Below are 16,650 nucleotides of genomic sequence, written 5' to 3'. Positions count from 1 at the left end.
CCAGGGTGCTCCGGAGCCTCCTCAGGATTCCCAGCACCGCGGGGTCCGGACTCAATCGACCGCGATGAGTGGCCGGAGCGTCCGGTGCGCGATGCGGAGGCCCTCCAGCACCTTGTCGTCCTCCCCGCCCCAGAGCGGGTCCTCGTGCTCGACGCTCAGCGTGCCGTCGAAGCCGGCCTCGTACAGCCGGTCGACCACGTGCGGCCAGTCGACCACCCCGCGTCCGGGCACGCGGAACCGCCACCAGCCCATGTCCCACGGGTCGTCGCCCTTGTCGACCTTGCCGAAGAAGCCGTACCGGTTGCGCTGCTCCGGGAACAGCTCGAGGTCCTTCGCCTGCGCGTGCACGATGTGCTCGGCGAACGGCAGGATCGTCTCGACCGGGTCGATGCCGATCCAGGTCAGGTGCGACGGGTCCCAGTTCAGGCCGAAGCCGAGCCCGGTGACCCACTCCCAGAGCTCCGGCGAGTACGCGATGTTGCCCGGGTACCCGTCCGGGTGCCACCCCTCCATCACGCAGTTCTCGATGATCAGGCGGACCCCGCGCTCGCCGGCGTAGTCGAGCAGCTCCGGCAGGACCCGGTCGCCCTCGACCATGTTCTCGCGGACGCTCTTGGTGTTGTCGCGGCCGATGAACGTGCCGACGTAGGGGACCCCGAGGCGCTGCGCAGCGTCGACCGCGTGCTTGAGGTGCGTGTGGACCTCGTCGCGGCGGGCCGGGTCCTGGTGCAGGTTGTTCTCGTAGTACGCCAGCGCGGAGATCTCGAGCCCGGTGCGGTCGAGCAGCTCGCGCGTCGCCTGGACGTCCTCGTCGGTGAGGGTCGCCACGGGCAGGTGCGCCGCCTCGAAGTCGCGGCCACCGGTGCCGGGCCAGACGGCGACCTCGAGCCGCTCGTAGCCCTGACCGCTCGCGAAGTCCGCGATGCGGCCGAGGTCCCACCCCGGCAGACAGGCCGTCAACATGCCGAGCTTCATCGGATCTCCCTCCAGGCGCGGTCGCCGGCACTGGCGACCACGCTGTCGATGATGCGTGCCGACCGGGCGCCGTCCGCGAAGGTCGGCAGACCCTCCGGCGCGCTGCCGGTGGTGACGGCCGTGTAGGTGTCGGCGACGAACGCGGCGAACGCGTCGACGTAGCCCTGCGGATGACCGGACGGCACGACCGCCAGACGCCGCTGGTCGGGGGAGCCCTGGGACGGGTCGCGGACGACGATCTGCGCGCCGGTCTCGTTGCCGAACCAGGCGGACTCCGGCTGCTCCTGGTCGAAGGCCGCGGAGCCGAGCATGCCGTCCACCTCGAACCACAGGCGGTTCTTCCGGCCGGCGGAGACCTGCGAGATGACGACGTTGCCGATCCGGCCGCTGCCGGTGCGGAAGGTCGCGACCGCGGTGTCCTCGGTGGTGACCTCGGCGCGCTCGCCGGCGTCGGCGATCGGGTCCGGGTCGGGGGTGCCGGAGAACGAGGGGCCCGACGCTGCCGGACGGGTCGGGTACACGATGTCGGTGACGGCGCTGACCGAGTCGAACTGCTCGCCGGTGACGAACTCGACCAGGTCGCACCAGTGCGAGCCGATGTCCGCGAAGGCCCGCGACTGCCCGCCCGCGCCGGAGTCGACCCGCCACGAAGAAGCGTCGGAGTCGAGCATCCAGTCCTGCAGGTAGTGGCCGTGCACGGCGAGCACCCGGCCGAGCTGCCCGTCGGCGATGCGGGAGCGGATCTCGCGGACCATCGGGTGGTACCGGTAGACGAAGGGCACGGTCGCCACGACCCCGGCCTCGGCGGCGGCCCGTTCGAGCTCGTCGGCCTGCTCCGCGGACACCGCGAGGGGCTTCTCGCACACGACGTTGATGCCGGCGCGGATCACCGCGAGGGCCTGCGGGTGGTGCTGGTCGTTGGGCGTGCAGATGTGCACGACGTCCGGGCGGTCGGCGATCACCGCGTCCAGGTCGGCGTACCCGTGCTCGAGGCCCAGCTGCTCGGCGACCTGCTCGGAGCGCTCCCGGTTCCGGCCGAGGACCCCCACCACGTCGGCACCGGCGGCACGCGCAGCCCGGACGTGCACGGCGGCGATCATGCCCGTGCCGACGACCGCGACGCGGAGTCGTGCACCCCGCGGTGTCGTCGCCCGTGGTGGACCGGCCAGCTGCTGCCCCACACCGGGTGCGTGGACGTTGCCCTCTGTCGTCATGGTGCTCCCTCGCGCCGTGTCGACGCTCCCGCGCGTCGACACCGCCACCACCGTAGCGCCGAGGACCGGCCCCGTTCGGGATCCGGTGAGTACGGTCTGGGGCATGGCGAGCCTCCAGACCACACTGCTCATCCTCGGAGCCAGCGGCGACCTGTCCAAGCGGCTGTTGCTGCCCGGCCTCGCGACGCTCCTCGACGTCAAGGAGGACTGGGAGATCCAGCTCGTCGGCGCCGGTGTCGAGGACCTCTCGGACGCCGACTGGAAGCAGCTCGTGCACGAGGCGTTCGAGAACGCTCAGGCGTCGAAGAACGAGGAGGACGAGGGCGCGACCGGCGAGACGGCGCTGACCCCGCGCCTCCAGGCCGTGGTCGACGGATCGTCGTACCGCAAGGCCGACGTCACGTCCCCGGACGACCTGAAGACGTTGCTCGGCGACTGCCACTTCGACCCGGCCATCTACTTCGCCCTGCCGCCCGCGGTGACCGAGAAGAGCTGCGAGCAGCTGGCGAAGCTGGACCTCCCCGCGCACACGCGCCTGGCCCTCGAGAAGCCGTTCGGCACCGACGCCGCGAGCGCTGAGCACCTCAACGACCTGCTGCACTCGTTCCTGCCGGAGTCGCGCATCCACCGCGTCGACCACTTCCTCGGACGCTCCACGGTGCTCAACCTGCTCGGCCTGCGCTTCGCGAACCGCATCATCGAACCCCTGCTGTCCTCCCAGCACGTCGAGCGCGTCGACATCGTCTACGACGAGACCCTCGGACTGGAGGGACGTGCCCGCTACTACGACAAGGCCGGCGCCCTGGTCGACATGATCCAGAGCCACCTGCTGCAGGTGATGGCGGTCGTGGCGATGGAGGCGCCCGCGTCGATCGACGCCGAGGACCTGCGGACCCAGAAGGAGCTCGTCCTCCGCGCGGTCCGCCCGTGGGGCGGGGACCCGCTGACGGCGGGCAAGCGCGCCCGCTACACGGCCGGCACGGTGGGGGACCGCTCGATGCCGTCGTACGTTGACGAGGACGGGGTGGACCCGTCGCTCGGCACCGAGACCCTGGCGCAGCTGAAGCTCGAGGTCGCCAACTGGCGCTGGGCCGGGGTGCCGTTCACCCTGCGCTCCGGCAAGGCCCTCGGCAAGCAGCGCCGCGAGATCCTCATCACGTTCAAGGACTCGCCGCACGTGCCCGACGGCCTGACCGGGGCGCACAAGCCGGACCGTCTGTGCATCTGGATCGCACCGGACGAGATGCAGCTCGAACTCAACGTCAACGGCCCGGGCGACCCGTACACGATCGACCACACCGCGCTCGAGGTGACGTTCAACCCCGGCCGGCTCAGTGCCTACGGGGAGGTCCTCGCCGGGGTGCTCGAGGGCGACGCGACCCTGTCCGTCCGTGGCGACAGCGCCGTGCAGGGGTGGAAGGTCGTCGAGCCGTTCCTGCAGCTCTGGCGTTCCGGTGAGGCCCCGCTCGACGAGTACGCGGCCGGGTCGGGTGGGCCGGAGGACTGGGACAACGTCGACTCCTAGGAGTCAGCGGGCGCTGGGGTGGGGGCGGAGGCGAGCCTGGGCAGCGCCACGGCTCGATCGAGTCTCCTGTTGTCCGGTCTCGACGGTCTGGTAGTCGTACGTCGTGGCCGCCGTCGGCGACTTCTTCACCATCGTCAGGACGGACCCGACGGCTTTCGTCCCGGCATCGCGCAACGTGGCCCGGGCGGTCTCCAGTTGGTTGCGTGTGGTGCGTCCCACCGCGGCGACCAGGATCGCGCCCCCGCTCAGCTGACTCAGGATCGCCGCATCCGTGACCGGCAGCAGCGGGGGCGCATCGATCAGGACCACGTCGAAGCGCTGCTCGAGGTCTTGCAGGACCGCTGCCATCGCGATGCTGGCCACCAACTCGGTGGGGTTGGGCGGGATCTGGCCAGCTGGGAGCACGACGAGACCCTTCTTCCCGCACGGCTGCAGCGCGTCGTCGAGCTCCATCCGGCCGATGAGCACGTCAGTCATCCCAGCGCCACCCTCCAGGCCCATCAGGCTGGCAACACGAGGACGGCGGAGGTCTCCATCGACGAGGACGATCGACGTGTCGTTCTCCGCCAACGCGAGCGCGAGGTTCGCAGCTGTCGTGCTCTTGCCTTCGCTCGGCACAGACGACGTCACGACGAAGCTGCGACGTTTGCTGTCGACCTCCACGAACTGCAGGTTGGTACGAAGGCGACGGAACGCTTCGGATCGAGGGCTCCGTGGGTCGTCCTGTACGACGAGTGGCCGGTCCTTCGCCGACCGATCGAAGGCGATCTCGCCGAGCGCCGGAGCGGCGGCGGCCCGCTCGACGGATTCCCGGCCGTCCAGACGCGTGTCGAGGGCGGAACGGAGCGCAGCTGATCCCAGGCCGACCATGAGTCCGACGGCGAGTCCGCCAGTGAGATCGACGGTCAGGCGAGGCGACGCCGGCCGAGCGGGCGGGATCGCGGGCTGCACCGTCTCGAGCTCGAAGGGACTGGCGCCGTCGCGGGAGGGCGCCTCCAGCTGCTTCGTGACCACCTCAGCCAGGCTCTCGCCCGTCGCGTTCGCGATCGCCGCAGCCTGATCCGCAGAGGAGTCCACGACCGTGATGGTCACGATGACGCTGTCGATCGGCGTCTGCGCGGAGACCTTCTCTGCGAGTTCCTCGGCAGACATCTCCAGCCCCAGCCGATCGACCACCGGCTGCAGCACGCGGTGCTTCGTTGCGAGGTTCGCGAACGACTGCACCCGCTGCTCTGCAGCGTCGCCGCCCTGTGCCAGTTCAGACGAGTTCGTCGAACCACTCACCGACACGTAGACGTCGGTACTCGCCTTGTACATGGGGGTGGAGAGGAGACTGATGGCCACCCCGGTCGAGGCGCCGAGTGCCGCGCCGGCGATGATGAGTAGCCACCCCTTCCGGAGCGCCCGCATCAACTTGTCGAAGTCCATGGAAGCATCTTTCGGGTCGTCGAACATCTCGCATTCAATATATCTCGTGTTGCAGCGCATCACAAGTCATCCCGGATCTCGATCGCGGTCGCCGTGAACCAGGCTCGTGTAGAGGTCGATGTGGTGTCGGACCATCCGCTCCACGGAGAGACGCTCGCGCACGATCGGCGCGTTCGACACCCATTGCTCACTGCACTGCTCGTACCGTTCGATGCGGCGGAGGGCGAGCTCGTAGAACCGCTCGACGTCGTCGATGTGCGGACGCTCCCAGCCCTGCGGTACCTGGTCCTCGGAGCCGCTGACGTCGAAAAGCAGTGTCGGCAGCCCACAGACCGCCGCTTCGCTGGTGACCGTGGAGAGCCCCTCCCGGTAGGAAGGCAGTACGAGGAAGTGGGACTTGGCCATCTCGGGGCCGATCTCGTCTCGTGTTCGGGTGCCGAGGTGTTCCACGTGATCCGTCAGGCCGAGCGCCGCGGCGAGAGCGTCCAGTTCGGGCCGCAAGGTCTCTCGGTGGGAGATGATGCGGAGACGTGCCGGATGGCCGCTGTCGATGATTCGTCGCAGCAGGTGCAGAGCGAGGTGGACGCGCTTGAACTCGACGAGCTGCCCGACGTAGAGCAGTTCCAGCGGCTGGCCAGGGTCGGGGCGGGAGCGCTGAGTCACGGGGAACCGCTCAACGGCCAGCCCGTAGAAGATCGTGTCCACCTTCGGGTCCGGTACCCGACCGCCGAGACGCCGACGTTCGTCCTCCGTGAAGACGACCACACTGTCGGAACGGCGCTCGATGAGGTTCCGCACGATCCGGAACCGCCACGGTTTCCATCCGCTCGCGTGGTGGGTGAAGACGATCTTCGTCCGGCCGCGGGTGCCGTGGTTCGGCAGGATCGCGCGGAGGCAGGCGTTGGTCAGGTGGTTGAGGTGGATGACGTCGTACTTGCTCCAGTCGCCACGGAACGACGGGCCGGCAGCGGTGACGTCGACGCCTTCCGCTGCGAGGCCGTCGACGAGGAGGCTGTCCGGGGTCTCGGCCATGTGCGTCGCGCGGTACTCCGCGGTTTGAGAGAAGATGCCGGACAGGACGAGGACCTTCATGACGGGACCTTTCGAAGTGTGTCAGTGGGGCGAGGGGGAGCTTCGGTGTGCCGGAGGGGCCCGATTGCCGCGTGCCGGTCCGGCCACAGGCGAGCGAAGGTGGTCACGGCGAGTGGCGTGAGCACGAAGTAGATGACGTTCTGCTCCACCACACCGATCGCGTTGACGCTTGCTTGCGGGATCCACAACGCGAAGATCGTCGACGCGTAGGCGCCGATCTCGGACTGCGCGCGGTGCCGCATCGCGTCCGCGGCAGCGAGGAGCACACCGACAGCGATGCCGACGGCGATCAGTCCGATGGTGCCGAACGAGATCCACCCCTCGAACCAGGACGGCAAGAGTTGGTCCTTCCCGATGAAGGAGTGGTAGATCACGTTGTTGAACACCGCGGTTCCCGACTGGGTCCGTGCGGCTTCGGGAGCTCCTGGGATGGGGGAGAGGAGCGACATGGTGAACGAGCGCCAGCCGAACGGGTCGGCCTGCCGCACGGCCGGCAGCGCCGCACTGAGCTGGTCCGGAGTCGCTGAGTACGGCAGCACCGACTGCAGGACGCTGACCAGATCGAGCCCGGTGCTGTCCAGGCCGGTCCGCGGTCTCCAGATCGTGGAGCGGAGCTGTCCGATGAGCGTGAAGAACAGCCCGAGGACGCTCACCGTGGTCAGTGCCCCGCGCAGCCGCAGCCGAAGGTCGGACTTCTCGAAGTAGACCAAGGTGATCGCGATGATGCAGTAGGCGACGGTCCCGCGGTTGAGCCCGTAGGAGGCCAGCGCGAGCAGCGCCGCAACCGCGGTCACGGGGAGCAGGGGCCACCACCGTCGCCCACGCTCCCGGCGGCTCCGGATCAACATCACCAGACCGAGCACGAGCAGTGGCCGGAGGAAGTTCGCCGCGAGCAAGAGCGGGCCGTCGGAGTACTGCCCGTTGCCCTGCAGACCTTCGATGCTCCCGGAGAAGAACATCGCGATCGCGCTCGGGGTCGGGAAGCGCAGCACCAGCCCGACACTGCCCAGCGTGATCAACGGCCATGCTGTCACTCGCCCGACCGTCAACGGCATGTTGACCGGGAGCGATGGTGCACTGTCGAATCGCGCGGACAGGCGCCCATCCGCACCGCCGGGACGGTCCGCGCGGCGACGGATGCCGGCAGCGAGCGCCACGCGAGTGGCGACGACGACGACGAAGAACACGCTTCCGAGGAACAACACGCTCCGTGAGTCGGACGGGGTCCCCAGTCGGTAGTAGAAGCGAGAACCGGCGCCCACGTACATCAGGATCACCGGTGCGATGCAACCGCGCAGGGTCTCCCAGGCCAGGAAGAGCGTGAACGAATCGACACGCAGTCCGGTGCGGAGCGACAGCGTGCACGCGATGGCGACGCAGAGCAGCGCGCCGTGCACGAGGACCGGGAGCGTGAAGAGAGCGTCATCCCCACCCAGCACCACGGGAGCGGCCATGGCGAAGAGCACCGCGACGCTCACGGCCGCCGTCAGCAGGATCGCCACGACGCGTCGGCTCGCGACGATCACCTCCGCTGGAGCGGGCGTCGTGATCGCCGACCCTCGAGCCGGGGCCACGGCGGTCACCGGTGCGCTCCGGTCACGTCGACCGAGCCCGGTCGGAACGCGCTCGTCGTGCGCACGGCGATCCCAGCGATGTTGCTGAAGAGGAACACTGCCGTCACCCACAGCACGCCTGCGCCGACAGTCCACACGACGATGACGCCGACGGTCGTCACGATGAGCGACGTCACGTCCGCCACCACCCACGTGCGCCACAGGCGTCGAGCGACGCAGACGTGGCCGACGCCGATGAGCACCGCGCGCGCGACCGTCCCGCTGAGCAGCACGACGGTCAGTGGCACGAGGCCGTCGTAGCGAGCAGTCAATGCCGGGAAACCGAAGAGCAGCACGGCGAACGCCACTGCCGCTGCAACGGACGAGATCGCCGTGATCATGCCGAGGAACGACCGTGCGGTCCATCTCCGCTCGACTGCTGTGTCGTCGGTGAGCTGACCGATGACGGTCCTGCCGAAGGAGATCGGCGCCAAGGTCACCACTGACGCGAACCGGTTGGCGACGCCGTAGACGCCCAGCGCGGTCGGTCCGCCGACGAGCTGGACGGCGAACAAGAGGATCCACTGGGTGACCTGTCCGACGACGTTCGCGACGACCCCCGCCAGGAGTCCGTCCCGGGGGGGCGTGAGGATGGTGACCTCCGGGACCGTCGGGGCAACCGCTCGACGGAGCAGTACCCCCACGACCAGGAGCACGTCCGCCGCGATGAGTCCGTAACCACCGCCGACGGCACCGAACTGCACCGTCCCGACGACCGCGCCACCAGCCCCGACGAGAGCCCGGGCGCCGTCGAGGACCGAGCCGCGCAAGTACTGTCCACGACCGGACGTCGCCGCGACGAGCGCATCACCGAGCGGCATCGCGCCGCTGAGGAAGCCGAGCAGCGCGGAAGCCAGCAGCCCTGACGAGGACGGTGGTGCGCCGCTCAACAGCGTGAACACAGTGGGGACGATGAGCGCAGAAGTGACAGCGCCCGACAAGAACACGCGACGCTTGCCGCGGAGCAGCGCCCAGAACAGTGCGTGCAGGGGCAGCTCGCGTGCTCCCGGTACCCGGGCGGCGGCGCCGTTCACCGTCGCGGCCGTCGACGAGCCGAGGACACTTGCGGTACCGATCACGACGATCTGCAGCACCGCGAAGCGCCCGTACGTCGACGGCTCCACGAGCAGTGCCAACGCGACGAGCGCGGCGAACTGACCCGCGCGTCCCGCGACACCCGGAGCGGTCACCAGGAGCAGATGCGTCGTACGCCTCGCCACGTCGTCGGTTCGGCGACTTGTCGTGTTGCTCACAGGGCACCATCCATCCTCACGGAATCGACTGTATGTCAGCAAACGATATTCTGCAATACTGATATGCATGATCAGACAGAGCGCGAGCCCGCAACATCACCGGCTGTACGACGTGTCGGTCGTCGTACCGACGGTGCGCCTTGACGACGCCTTCAACCAGGCGTTGGCGTCGCTGCTCCGACAGACGCTGTCCACGACCCAGATCGTCGTGGTGCTGGACGGGGTGCGTCTCGTCGAGGGGGCGATCCCGGAGGACGACCGAGTCAGCCTGGTCCCGCTTCCCCGCCACGTCGGGACACCGGCCGCACTGAACGCCGGAGTCGCCGTCGCTTCAGCGCCGCTGATCGCCCGGTTGGACGCCGATGACCTCGCCGCCTGCGATCGGCTTGCTCGCCAGGTCGCGGTCTTCCGAGCGCGCCCCGAACTGGTGCTCCTCGGTTCCGCAGCGGACGTCATCGATGCGCGAGGTGATCACATCGGCGTCTACGAAGTCCCGATCGACGACGTCGCGGCGGTGCTCCCGCGACGCAACCCCTTCGTGCACTCCAGCGTCGTGTTCCGCAGATCCGCTTTCGATATGGTCGGGGGGTACGACCTGCGCTGCGAGCGCATGCAGGACTACGAGTTGTGGCTGCGCTTGGCGCGATTGGGCGCGGTCGCCAACCTGCCCGAACGACTCGTGTCGTACCGCGTGCACGACGGCCAGTCCAGCCGTCGCACCCCGGCATTCGGACCGGCTGCGGATGCCGTCCGGTCATCGCGTCGAGCCCTCGCCCGGGACATCGGGCGCAACCCGCTCCTGCAACTCGTGGACGACTTCCTGTGGACCACTGCGCAGCTGACCCGCGCGCTGCGGATGCGTCGACCGCGCTACCTCGCTGGGGACGGGATCTGCGTCCCCGCCGTGCAGTCTCGAGAAGGAACGTCCCCGTGACCCCACACAAGCGACGCCGCGGTGTCCTCGTCCTCACCACCAGCGACTACAGCCTCGATCTCCACATGCGTGGCATGTTGCGTGATCTGCACGGATCGGACCTGGGGCCGGTGCACATCGCCGCTGCAGACTCCGGCCGACTCGGCCCCGTCAGTGCACGAGAAGGCGTCGCTGCGACGGCCGTGCCCATGCGGCGTGAGATGTCCCCGGCTGCAGACCTCCTGGCGCTGCTGCGCCTACTCCTGCTCTTCCTGCGGCTCCGTCCGGCATTGACCGTCTACGGCACCCCGAAAGCCTCGTTGCTCGGAGCCGTCGCAGCATGGGCGACGAGGGTCCCTGCCCGCGTCTACGTTCTCCACGGACTCCGGGTAGAGACGGTACGAGGCGCTCGTCGGAGGCTTCTGCTGGGGACTGAGCGGGTCACGATCGCTCTGTCGTCTTCCGTGCTCGCGGTCAGTGCGAGCTTGCTGACGCGATCCGCTCAGCTCGGCCTCGACACTCGACGCATGCGGGTCCTCGGGCCAGGCGGATTCGTCGGCATGGACCTCGACCGCCATCACGCTGCCGGAGCGGAGCACGTCCGGCAGCAGCACCGCGCTGAGATGAACGTCGCGCCCGGCGTGTCACTCGTCGGTTTCGCCGGCCGGATCACCCGCGACAAGGGCATCATCGAGCTCCTGGATGCCCTCGCCATGCTCCGCGACCAAGGGTTGAACGCCGAACTTGCACTCGTCGGGGAGGACGAGGGGATCGCCGAGCTCCCCGCCCGAACTCAGGAGTTGCTCGCCGAGTGCTGGGTGCACTCGTCCGGAGCAGTCCCCGATGCGTCCGGGTACATCGCCGCATTCGACGTGCTCTGTCTGCCGTCCTACCGAGAGGGCCTCCCCACTGTGGTCCTCGAGGCGATGGCTTCCGGCGTCCCCGTCGTCGGGAGTGCCGCGACCGGCACCACCGACCTGATCGAGCACGGACGGACGGGGCTGCTCGTCCCCATCGGAGATGCCGCAGCCCTTGCTGGAGCGCTCTGCTCGATGCTTCGCGACCCGGGTTGTCGTCAGCGCACCACGGTGAACGCACGAGAACACGTCGCCGCGTTCGCTGAGCTGCCCATGTGGCGACGTCACCGGACCCACTACCGGGCCCTGCTCCGCCTGACGTCACGGCACGACAGTTGACCCACTGTTGGATCGCATATATATTACGTCTAGCATACGAATGGAGGACACAATCATGCTCTCGACGTCCCGTGCTGCCAGCCTGCGTGTCAAGCGGCTGCTCGACATCGTTCTCGCGCTCATCGGGCTGACGCTCGCGAGCCCCGTGATGCTCGCGGTCGGTCTGCTCGTGGCGGTGAAGCTCGGCCGGCCCGTGATCTTCCGCCAGTCGCGGCCCGGGCGCGACACGCAGCTCTTCGAAGTCCTCAAGTTCCGGTCCATGCTCGAAGTCGACGAAGAGCGCGGACTGGTCAGCGACGAGGAGCGACTCACCGACTTCGGAAGGATCTTGCGGTCGACCAGTCTCGACGAGCTGCCGAGCCTGGTGAACATCCTCAGAGGGGAGATGAGCTTCGTCGGTCCTCGACCGACTCTTGCCCGGTACCTCGAGCTCTTCACACCGGAAGAACGTCGGCGGTACGAGGTCCGCCCGGGACTCACTGGCCTTGCACAAGTGCGTGGCAGGAACGGACTGCCCTGGCCGGATCGACTCCGCTCTGACATCGAGTACGTCGACAACTTCTCACTCCTGCTGGACCTGAGGATCATGCTCCGGACGATCGTCGTCGTCCTTCGCCGTGAGGGCATCAACGCTCCCGGCCATGTCTGTGCCGATCAGTTCCGAGGCACTGCCGTCATGGAGACCGCCGGGGCCTGACTCAGCCGTGGAGCGCTCGCAGGGGTGGGACCCCCGGGCAGGCGTAGCGTTCGGAGACGTGACCACCACAGACGACGTCCTGCAGACCGTTCCCGAACCCGCCGGTGCCGACATCCGTGTCGAGACCGTCCACTACGACTCCGAGGGCACCGACCTCGAAGGGGTCCTGGCGAAGGACACGGCCGTCGCCGGTCCGCGCCCGGCCGTCCTCGTCATCCACGACTGGCACGGGGTGAACGAGCACGTCGAGGCACGCGTGACGATGCTCGCGCGCCTGGGCTACGTGGCCTTCGGCGCCGACGTCTACGGCGCAGGCATCCGCCCGGGTGACGACACCGCCGCCGAGGTGGCCGGTCGTTTCTACGGCGACAACGCCCTGTTCCGCACCCGCCTGCGCGCCGGACTCGACCGCCTGCTCGCCGACCCGGACGTCGACGCGTCGAAGGTCGTCGTGATGGGCTACTGCTTCGGCGGCTCGGGTGCGCTCGAACTCGCCCGCACGGGAGCCGACCTGGTCGGAGCCGTCTCGTTCCACGGTGGCCTCATCGCGCACGACCCCTCGGACGCGGACCAGATCCGTGCGAAGCTCCTGGTCCTCACCGGCGGTGCGGACCCGGTCGTGCCGGACGAGGCCGTGCACGCGTGGCAGGACGAGATGCGTGGGGTGTCGCACGTCGACTGGCAGGTCGTCACCTACGCGGACGCCATGCACGCCTTCGCCGTCCCGGGCACCGACGCACCGGACCACGGCGCGCAGTACCAGGAGCGTGCCGACCGTCGCTCGTGGCAGGCGCTGCAGGTGTTCCTCGCCGAGGTGTTCGACCAGGAGCCGACGATCGCCTGAGCACCGCGTGCCGTGGTCGGCGACACGCCGGGTACGGCACGCTGGGGCGCTCGATTGGCGCTGCGCCGAGAGCTGTTGTAGAGTCTTCCACGGCTCGCAAGGGCCACTGCGCTCGTAGCTCAATGGATAGAGCATCTGACTACGGATCAGAAGGTTGGGGGTTCGAGTCCCTTCGAGCGCACAGCATGACGGAAGCCCCGGAGATCATCTCCGGGGCTTTCGTCGTTCCACCCCGGTGTCCTCCGCGACGACGGGCCACGTCGGTCGGCCGTCGACCCGGACCGCGGACGTGCCTCGCTTCAGCCCAGCAGCTGCACGAGCGCGACGACGAAGAGCACGAACGCGACGCCGGCAGCGGTGGACCGCAGGACGTCGATGCGTTCCCACCGCCGCACGACGCGCTTCCAGTCGGCCGGCGGGTGTTCCGGGTCCCAGTCGTTCACGCGGATGTTGATCGGGACGGTGCCGAGGAACGACGCCAGGACGAACACCACCAGGGCCACCATCGCGGCGATCCGCCAACCGAGGCCGTCGTCGGCGCCGCTCAGCACGAGGACGGCGACGGATGCCAGGACGGCCGGCACCATCAGGATCGGGACGACGACCTTGAGGGACTTCACCAGCGCGATCCGCGTGCGGAGATGGACCTGGTCGGGCAGCGTCGCCATCGCGGGTTGGACGCCCCATCGCACGATGAACTCCTCACCGGCGAGCAGGCCCACGAGCACGAGCTGGACGACGAGCAGGACGCTCATCGGAGCCCCTCCGCTCCGCCGCGGCTGGGGATGGCGAGACTGGACATGGTTCCTCCTGCTGTCGAGGACATCATCGTGTCCCGCGCCGCTCACGCGTCACTGACGCGGCACTCACGCGAGGCCGAGCGGCCCGAGGCCGAGCGGCCCGAGGCCGAGCGACCCGAGGCCACGGCGGTCCGGTCCCGGGTTCAGCCCGGCCACACCTCGCTCCGCCAGCCCACGCCGGCGTCCCGCTCGTACACCAGCCGGTTGCTCGGCCCGTCCGCCGCCCCGCTCCAGAACAGCATCCGCAGCGGCGTCAGGGCGAACCCGCCCCAGGTCGGCGGTGGCGACAGCGGAGCGTCACCGTGCTCCCGCTCGAACGCCGCCCACCGGACCCGCCGGTCCGCCTCGGGCGCGACCGCCAGGTCGGTGTCGTTGATCCAGGCGAGCACCTGCAGGTAGCGGGAGCGCGCGTCGTAGGCGATCCGGGCCTCCTGGTCGGTGACCGGGGCGACGTCCCCGGTGACGGTCAGCTGCCGGGCCGCGTCCGGCCAGTGGATCGTGACGGAGGCCCGGGGCACGGCCGCCAGTTCGGCTGCCTTCCGGCTGCGGGTGTCGGTGTGGAAGTGCAGCCGCTGCCCGTCGAACGCGGACAGCAGGACGGTCCGGGTCGACGGGTAGCCGTCGAGGCCGATGGTGGCGAGCGTCATCGTCGGGGTGACGCCCGACCAGGTCGCCGGCAGCCACGAGGCGGCCAGCGCGAGCGGGTCGGATGGGCCCGACACCGCGCCCGAAACCGCGCCCGACCCCGCGCCGGTCACCGCGGTCCGGCGGGGTCGAACCGGGCGATCTCGTGCAGGGATGCAACCGCCTCGGCGAGCGAGTGCTCCCACAGCGCGGCCCCGTACGAGCGGGAGGCGCGACTCGCGTCCCCGACGACGCCGGCCGGCCCGAAGTCGTTGGACAGCCACCCGAAGGACACCGGTCCGCCGTTGAACGCGATCTTCTCGAACTCCGCCAGGTGGTCCGGCACCCACCGTTCGGCGAGGCTCATGTCGACCAGGTCCGGCCGCAGGTGCAGGATCATCGACGTCTCGGCGGCCCCACCGTGGATGCCGAAGCCGCGTTCGTCGGCGTCCTCGCCGTCCGGCCCGGGCACGCGGGCCAGGGTCGGCATGAGGAACGTCCCGAGCCCGGTCTGCTTCCGGATCTCGCGCAGCGCGACCTGCAGCAGCGCCACGTTGCCACCGTGTCCGTTCGCGAACACGAGCGTGCCGGCACCGGTCAGGGCGACGGCCCGGCCGATCTGCACCACGGTGTCGAACATCGTGTCGGCGTCGAGCCACACCGTGCCGGGTGCCCAGCTGTGCTCGTCGGACTTCGTGAACGCCAGGGTGGGCAGTTGCCAGACGTCGAGCCCCTCGGCTGCGGCCTGTTCTACCGCGGCGCCGCCGATGTGGTCGGCGAGCAGGAAGTCGGTCAGCAGCGGCAGATGTGGGCCGTGGTGTTCGATCGCGCCGGTGGGCTGGACGACGATCGTGTCGGCGGTGAACCCTGCGGCGACGGCCGGGCCGGAGAGCTCGGCGAGCTTGCGGGTGCCGGTCCGCGCGCCGGTCGTGCCCGCGCTCACTTGCCGAACCCGGGGACGGCGGGCTGCGCGGACGCCGTGGACCCGCCGGAGTGCACCAGAGCCGGGTCGATGACGTGCCCCGGGTTGAGCAGCCCGTCCGGGTCGGTCTGCTGCTTCAGCGCGAGCAGTTCCTCGACCCCGTGGTCGACGTAGTACTGGTGCGGGCTGTGCACCCGGACGCCCAGGTCGCGGAGCGCGGGGTAGCCGGCGTAGACGTCCTCCGCCCCGGTGTAGGGCGCGGTGAGCATGCCGATCGGGCCGACGTGTGCCGCCTCGATGTGCAGCATCCCGCCCGGGTAGACGGCCTCGACCTCGGCGATCCGGTCGATCAGCGCCTCGCCGCCGACCTCGACGTGGAAGTACTCGGTGTCGGGGGTGTTCCGCTTCAGCCACCAGATCGGGTGGTTGTAGGACAGCATCGACACCTTCGTGGTCTGCTGCAGTCCCTCGCGGACGTCCTCGACCGTGCCGCCGGCCAGGCCGATCAGGTCGCGGGCCTCGTCGAGCGTGACGGCGTCGATGATGCCGCGGAGGCTCGCGCGGCCCGCGACGATGGCGGCGTCGGTCGGCAGGGTGGCCGCGACCTCTGCCCGGTCGGCGCTCACCAGGCGCGGCACCGGGTCCAGGCCGCGCAGGGTGCGGACGGCCGCGAGGGCCTGCTCGAAGCTCGGGAAGGACGCGTACACGGCTCGCCAGTCCTGCAGCGGTTCGAGCCGGACGGTCGCGCGGGCGATGACGCCGGCGGTGCCGTAGGTGTGCACGAAGGGCTGGGCGGCGTCGCCCTCGACGTGGTGCAGGCCGGGCTCGCCGGGCAGCGCGATGTCGAGCGCGGTCACGAAGCCCTGCCAGTTCGACCCGTGCGCGATCGACCCGGTGCCGCCGGAGCCGCCGGACAGGAACCCGCCGATCGTCGACTGCGCGGTGGACGGGTACATCCAGAGCTGCTGGCCGGCTGCCGCTGCCGCCTGCTCGAGGGCGACCATCGAGGTGCCGGACTCGGCGGTGATCCAGCCGTCGCCGACCTCGACGACCGCGCGGGCCCGCGAGGTGTCGAGGACCAGGCCGCCGTGCAGCGGGATGCCCTGGCCGTAGTTGCCGGTGCCCTTGCCGCGGGTGGTGACGGGGACGCCGTGTCGGACGGCCGCGTGCAGGGTCGCCGCGATCTCGTCGGCGGACGCGGGGGAGGCGACGAGGTCGGCAAGTCCGAGCGGCAGCTGCTCGCTGAGGATCGGGCTCATCGTCGCTTCGTCGACCGAGGCGCGCTCGCGGGTGCGCTGGTCCGTGCTGACCCCGCGCTCGCCGAGCAGGTCGACGAGTTCGGCGCGGAGCGCCTCGAGTGCGGCGGGCGGGACGGGGGCGGTAGGCACGGCGGTGGGGGTGACGGTGGTCATGCGGGCTCCTGACGGGGTGCTGCTGACGGGCTGCTGCTGACGGGTTCTCGTTGAGGGGGGGGGGGGACGAGGGGGGGGGGGGGGCGGGGGGGGGGGCGCCCCCCCCCCCCCCCCGGGGGGGGGGGGGGGGGGGGCCCCCCCC

Annotated in this window: 15 protein-coding genes, 1 tRNA gene and 1 pseudogene; 7 read left to right on the top strand and 10 right to left on the bottom strand. The window is 69.9% G+C overall.

Annotated features, from left to right (window positions below; translation table 11 throughout):
- Positions 1 to 51: 51 nt before the first annotated feature.
- Positions 52 to 975 (bottom strand): sugar phosphate isomerase/epimerase family protein, encoded by a 924-nt coding sequence (locus tag QCD68_RS02240; RefSeq protein ID WP_301221857.1) that lies wholly within the window; start codon positions 973 to 975, stop codon positions 52 to 54.
- Complete coding sequence (locus QCD68_RS02235; RefSeq protein WP_301221856.1) at positions 972 to 2,189, bottom strand: Gfo/Idh/MocA family protein; 1,218 nt, start codon at positions 2,187 to 2,189, stop codon at positions 972 to 974. Before QCD68_RS02235 ends, QCD68_RS02240 begins: the two co-directional genes overlap by 4 nt.
- A 103-nt stretch (positions 2,190 to 2,292) precedes the next feature.
- On the opposite strand from QCD68_RS02235, the gene QCD68_RS02230 reads away from it, so the two are divergent.
- Positions 2,293 to 3,714 carry a glucose-6-phosphate dehydrogenase gene (locus tag QCD68_RS02230; protein ID WP_301221855.1) on the top strand — a complete coding sequence of 474 codons (1,422 nt, stop codon included), beginning with the start codon at positions 2,293 to 2,295 and terminating at the stop codon, positions 3,712 to 3,714.
- A gap of 3 nt (positions 3,715 to 3,717) precedes the next feature.
- Here QCD68_RS02230 and QCD68_RS02225 read toward each other — a convergent pair whose 3' ends face one another.
- The 4 genes from QCD68_RS02225 to QCD68_RS02210 are packed head-to-tail and all read right to left on the bottom strand — an operon-like array spanning position 3,718 to position 9,100.
- The gene (locus QCD68_RS02225; RefSeq protein ID WP_301221854.1) at positions 3,718 to 5,169 is read right to left on the bottom strand and encodes a polysaccharide biosynthesis tyrosine autokinase; all 1,452 of its coding nucleotides are present in this window, start codon (positions 5,167 to 5,169) and stop codon (positions 3,718 to 3,720) included.
- A gap of 39 nt (positions 5,170 to 5,208) precedes the next feature.
- Complete coding sequence (locus QCD68_RS02220) at positions 5,209 to 6,234, bottom strand: glycosyltransferase family 4 protein (RefSeq protein ID WP_301221853.1); 1,026 nt, start codon at positions 6,232 to 6,234, stop codon at positions 5,209 to 5,211.
- Complete coding sequence (locus tag QCD68_RS02215; RefSeq protein ID WP_301221852.1) at positions 6,231 to 7,817, bottom strand: hypothetical protein; 1,587 nt, start codon at positions 7,815 to 7,817, stop codon at positions 6,231 to 6,233. Before QCD68_RS02215 ends, QCD68_RS02220 begins: the two co-directional genes overlap by 4 nt.
- Positions 7,814 to 9,100 (bottom strand): hypothetical protein, encoded by a 1,287-nt coding sequence (locus QCD68_RS02210; protein WP_301221851.1) that lies wholly within the window; start codon positions 9,098 to 9,100, stop codon positions 7,814 to 7,816. Before QCD68_RS02210 ends, QCD68_RS02215 begins: the two co-directional genes overlap by 4 nt.
- A gap of 67 nt (positions 9,101 to 9,167) precedes the next feature.
- Here QCD68_RS02210 and QCD68_RS02205 point away from each other — a divergent pair, with 67 nt between their 5' ends.
- The 6 genes and pseudogenes from QCD68_RS02205 (at position 9,168) to QCD68_RS02185 (ending at position 12,931) form a co-directional block, all read left to right on the top strand.
- A complete protein-coding gene (locus QCD68_RS02205) occupies positions 9,168 to 10,034 on the top strand; it encodes a glycosyltransferase (RefSeq protein ID WP_301221850.1) in 867 nt (288 codons plus the stop codon).
- Between the two features lie 65 nt (positions 10,035 to 10,099).
- A pseudogene (locus tag QCD68_RS17460) lies at positions 10,100 to 10,549 on the top strand (glycosyltransferase); the annotation flags it as partial.
- A gap of 24 nt (positions 10,550 to 10,573) precedes the next feature.
- Positions 10,574 to 11,209 (top strand): glycosyltransferase, encoded by a 636-nt coding sequence (locus QCD68_RS02200; protein ID WP_301221849.1) that lies wholly within the window; start codon positions 10,574 to 10,576, stop codon positions 11,207 to 11,209.
- Positions 11,210 to 11,249: 40 nt separating this feature from the next.
- A complete protein-coding gene (locus tag QCD68_RS02195; protein ID WP_301221848.1) occupies positions 11,250 to 11,906 on the top strand; it encodes a sugar transferase in 657 nt (218 codons plus the stop codon).
- Positions 11,907 to 11,964: 58 nt separating this feature from the next.
- Entirely contained in the window at positions 11,965 to 12,750 is a 786-nt protein-coding gene (locus tag QCD68_RS02190) for a dienelactone hydrolase family protein (protein WP_301221847.1), read from the top strand.
- Between the two features lie 108 nt (positions 12,751 to 12,858).
- Positions 12,859 to 12,931: transfer RNA gene (locus tag QCD68_RS02185), tRNA-Arg, on the top strand.
- A 118-nt stretch (positions 12,932 to 13,049) separates the two neighbouring features.
- Here the strand turns inward: QCD68_RS02185 and QCD68_RS02180 are convergent.
- The 4 genes from QCD68_RS02180 to QCD68_RS02165 all read right to left on the bottom strand — a co-directional run bounded on the left by QCD68_RS02180 (position 13,050) and on the right by QCD68_RS02165 (position 16,508).
- Positions 13,050 to 13,505, bottom strand: coding sequence for a DUF1772 domain-containing protein (locus QCD68_RS02180; RefSeq protein ID WP_301221846.1), 456 nt, complete (start codon positions 13,503 to 13,505; stop codon positions 13,050 to 13,052).
- Positions 13,506 to 13,693: 188 nt separating this feature from the next.
- On the bottom strand, positions 13,694 to 14,272 hold the full coding sequence (locus QCD68_RS02175) for a pyridoxine/pyridoxamine 5'-phosphate oxidase (protein WP_301221845.1): 579 nt from the start codon (positions 14,270 to 14,272) through the stop codon (positions 13,694 to 13,696).
- 32 nt (positions 14,273 to 14,304) lie between these two features.
- Positions 14,305 to 15,117 carry a creatininase family protein gene (locus tag QCD68_RS02170; protein ID WP_301221844.1) on the bottom strand — a complete coding sequence of 271 codons (813 nt, stop codon included), beginning with the start codon at positions 15,115 to 15,117 and terminating at the stop codon, positions 14,305 to 14,307.
- On the bottom strand, positions 15,114 to 16,508 hold the full coding sequence (locus QCD68_RS02165; RefSeq protein WP_301221843.1) for an FAD-binding oxidoreductase: 1,395 nt from the start codon (positions 16,506 to 16,508) through the stop codon (positions 15,114 to 15,116). The genes QCD68_RS02170 and QCD68_RS02165 overlap by 4 nt, the downstream gene beginning before the upstream one ends.
- Between the last annotated feature and the right edge of the window lie 142 nt (positions 16,509 to 16,650).

Origin of the sequence: Curtobacterium sp. PsM8 (genome assembly GCF_030433875.1) — a bacterium.
Classification (GTDB): Bacteria; Actinomycetota; Actinomycetes; order Actinomycetales; family Microbacteriaceae; genus Curtobacterium.
Note: the sequence above shows the minus strand (reverse complement) of the source record. Positions and strands in the feature narration are given on the sequence as shown.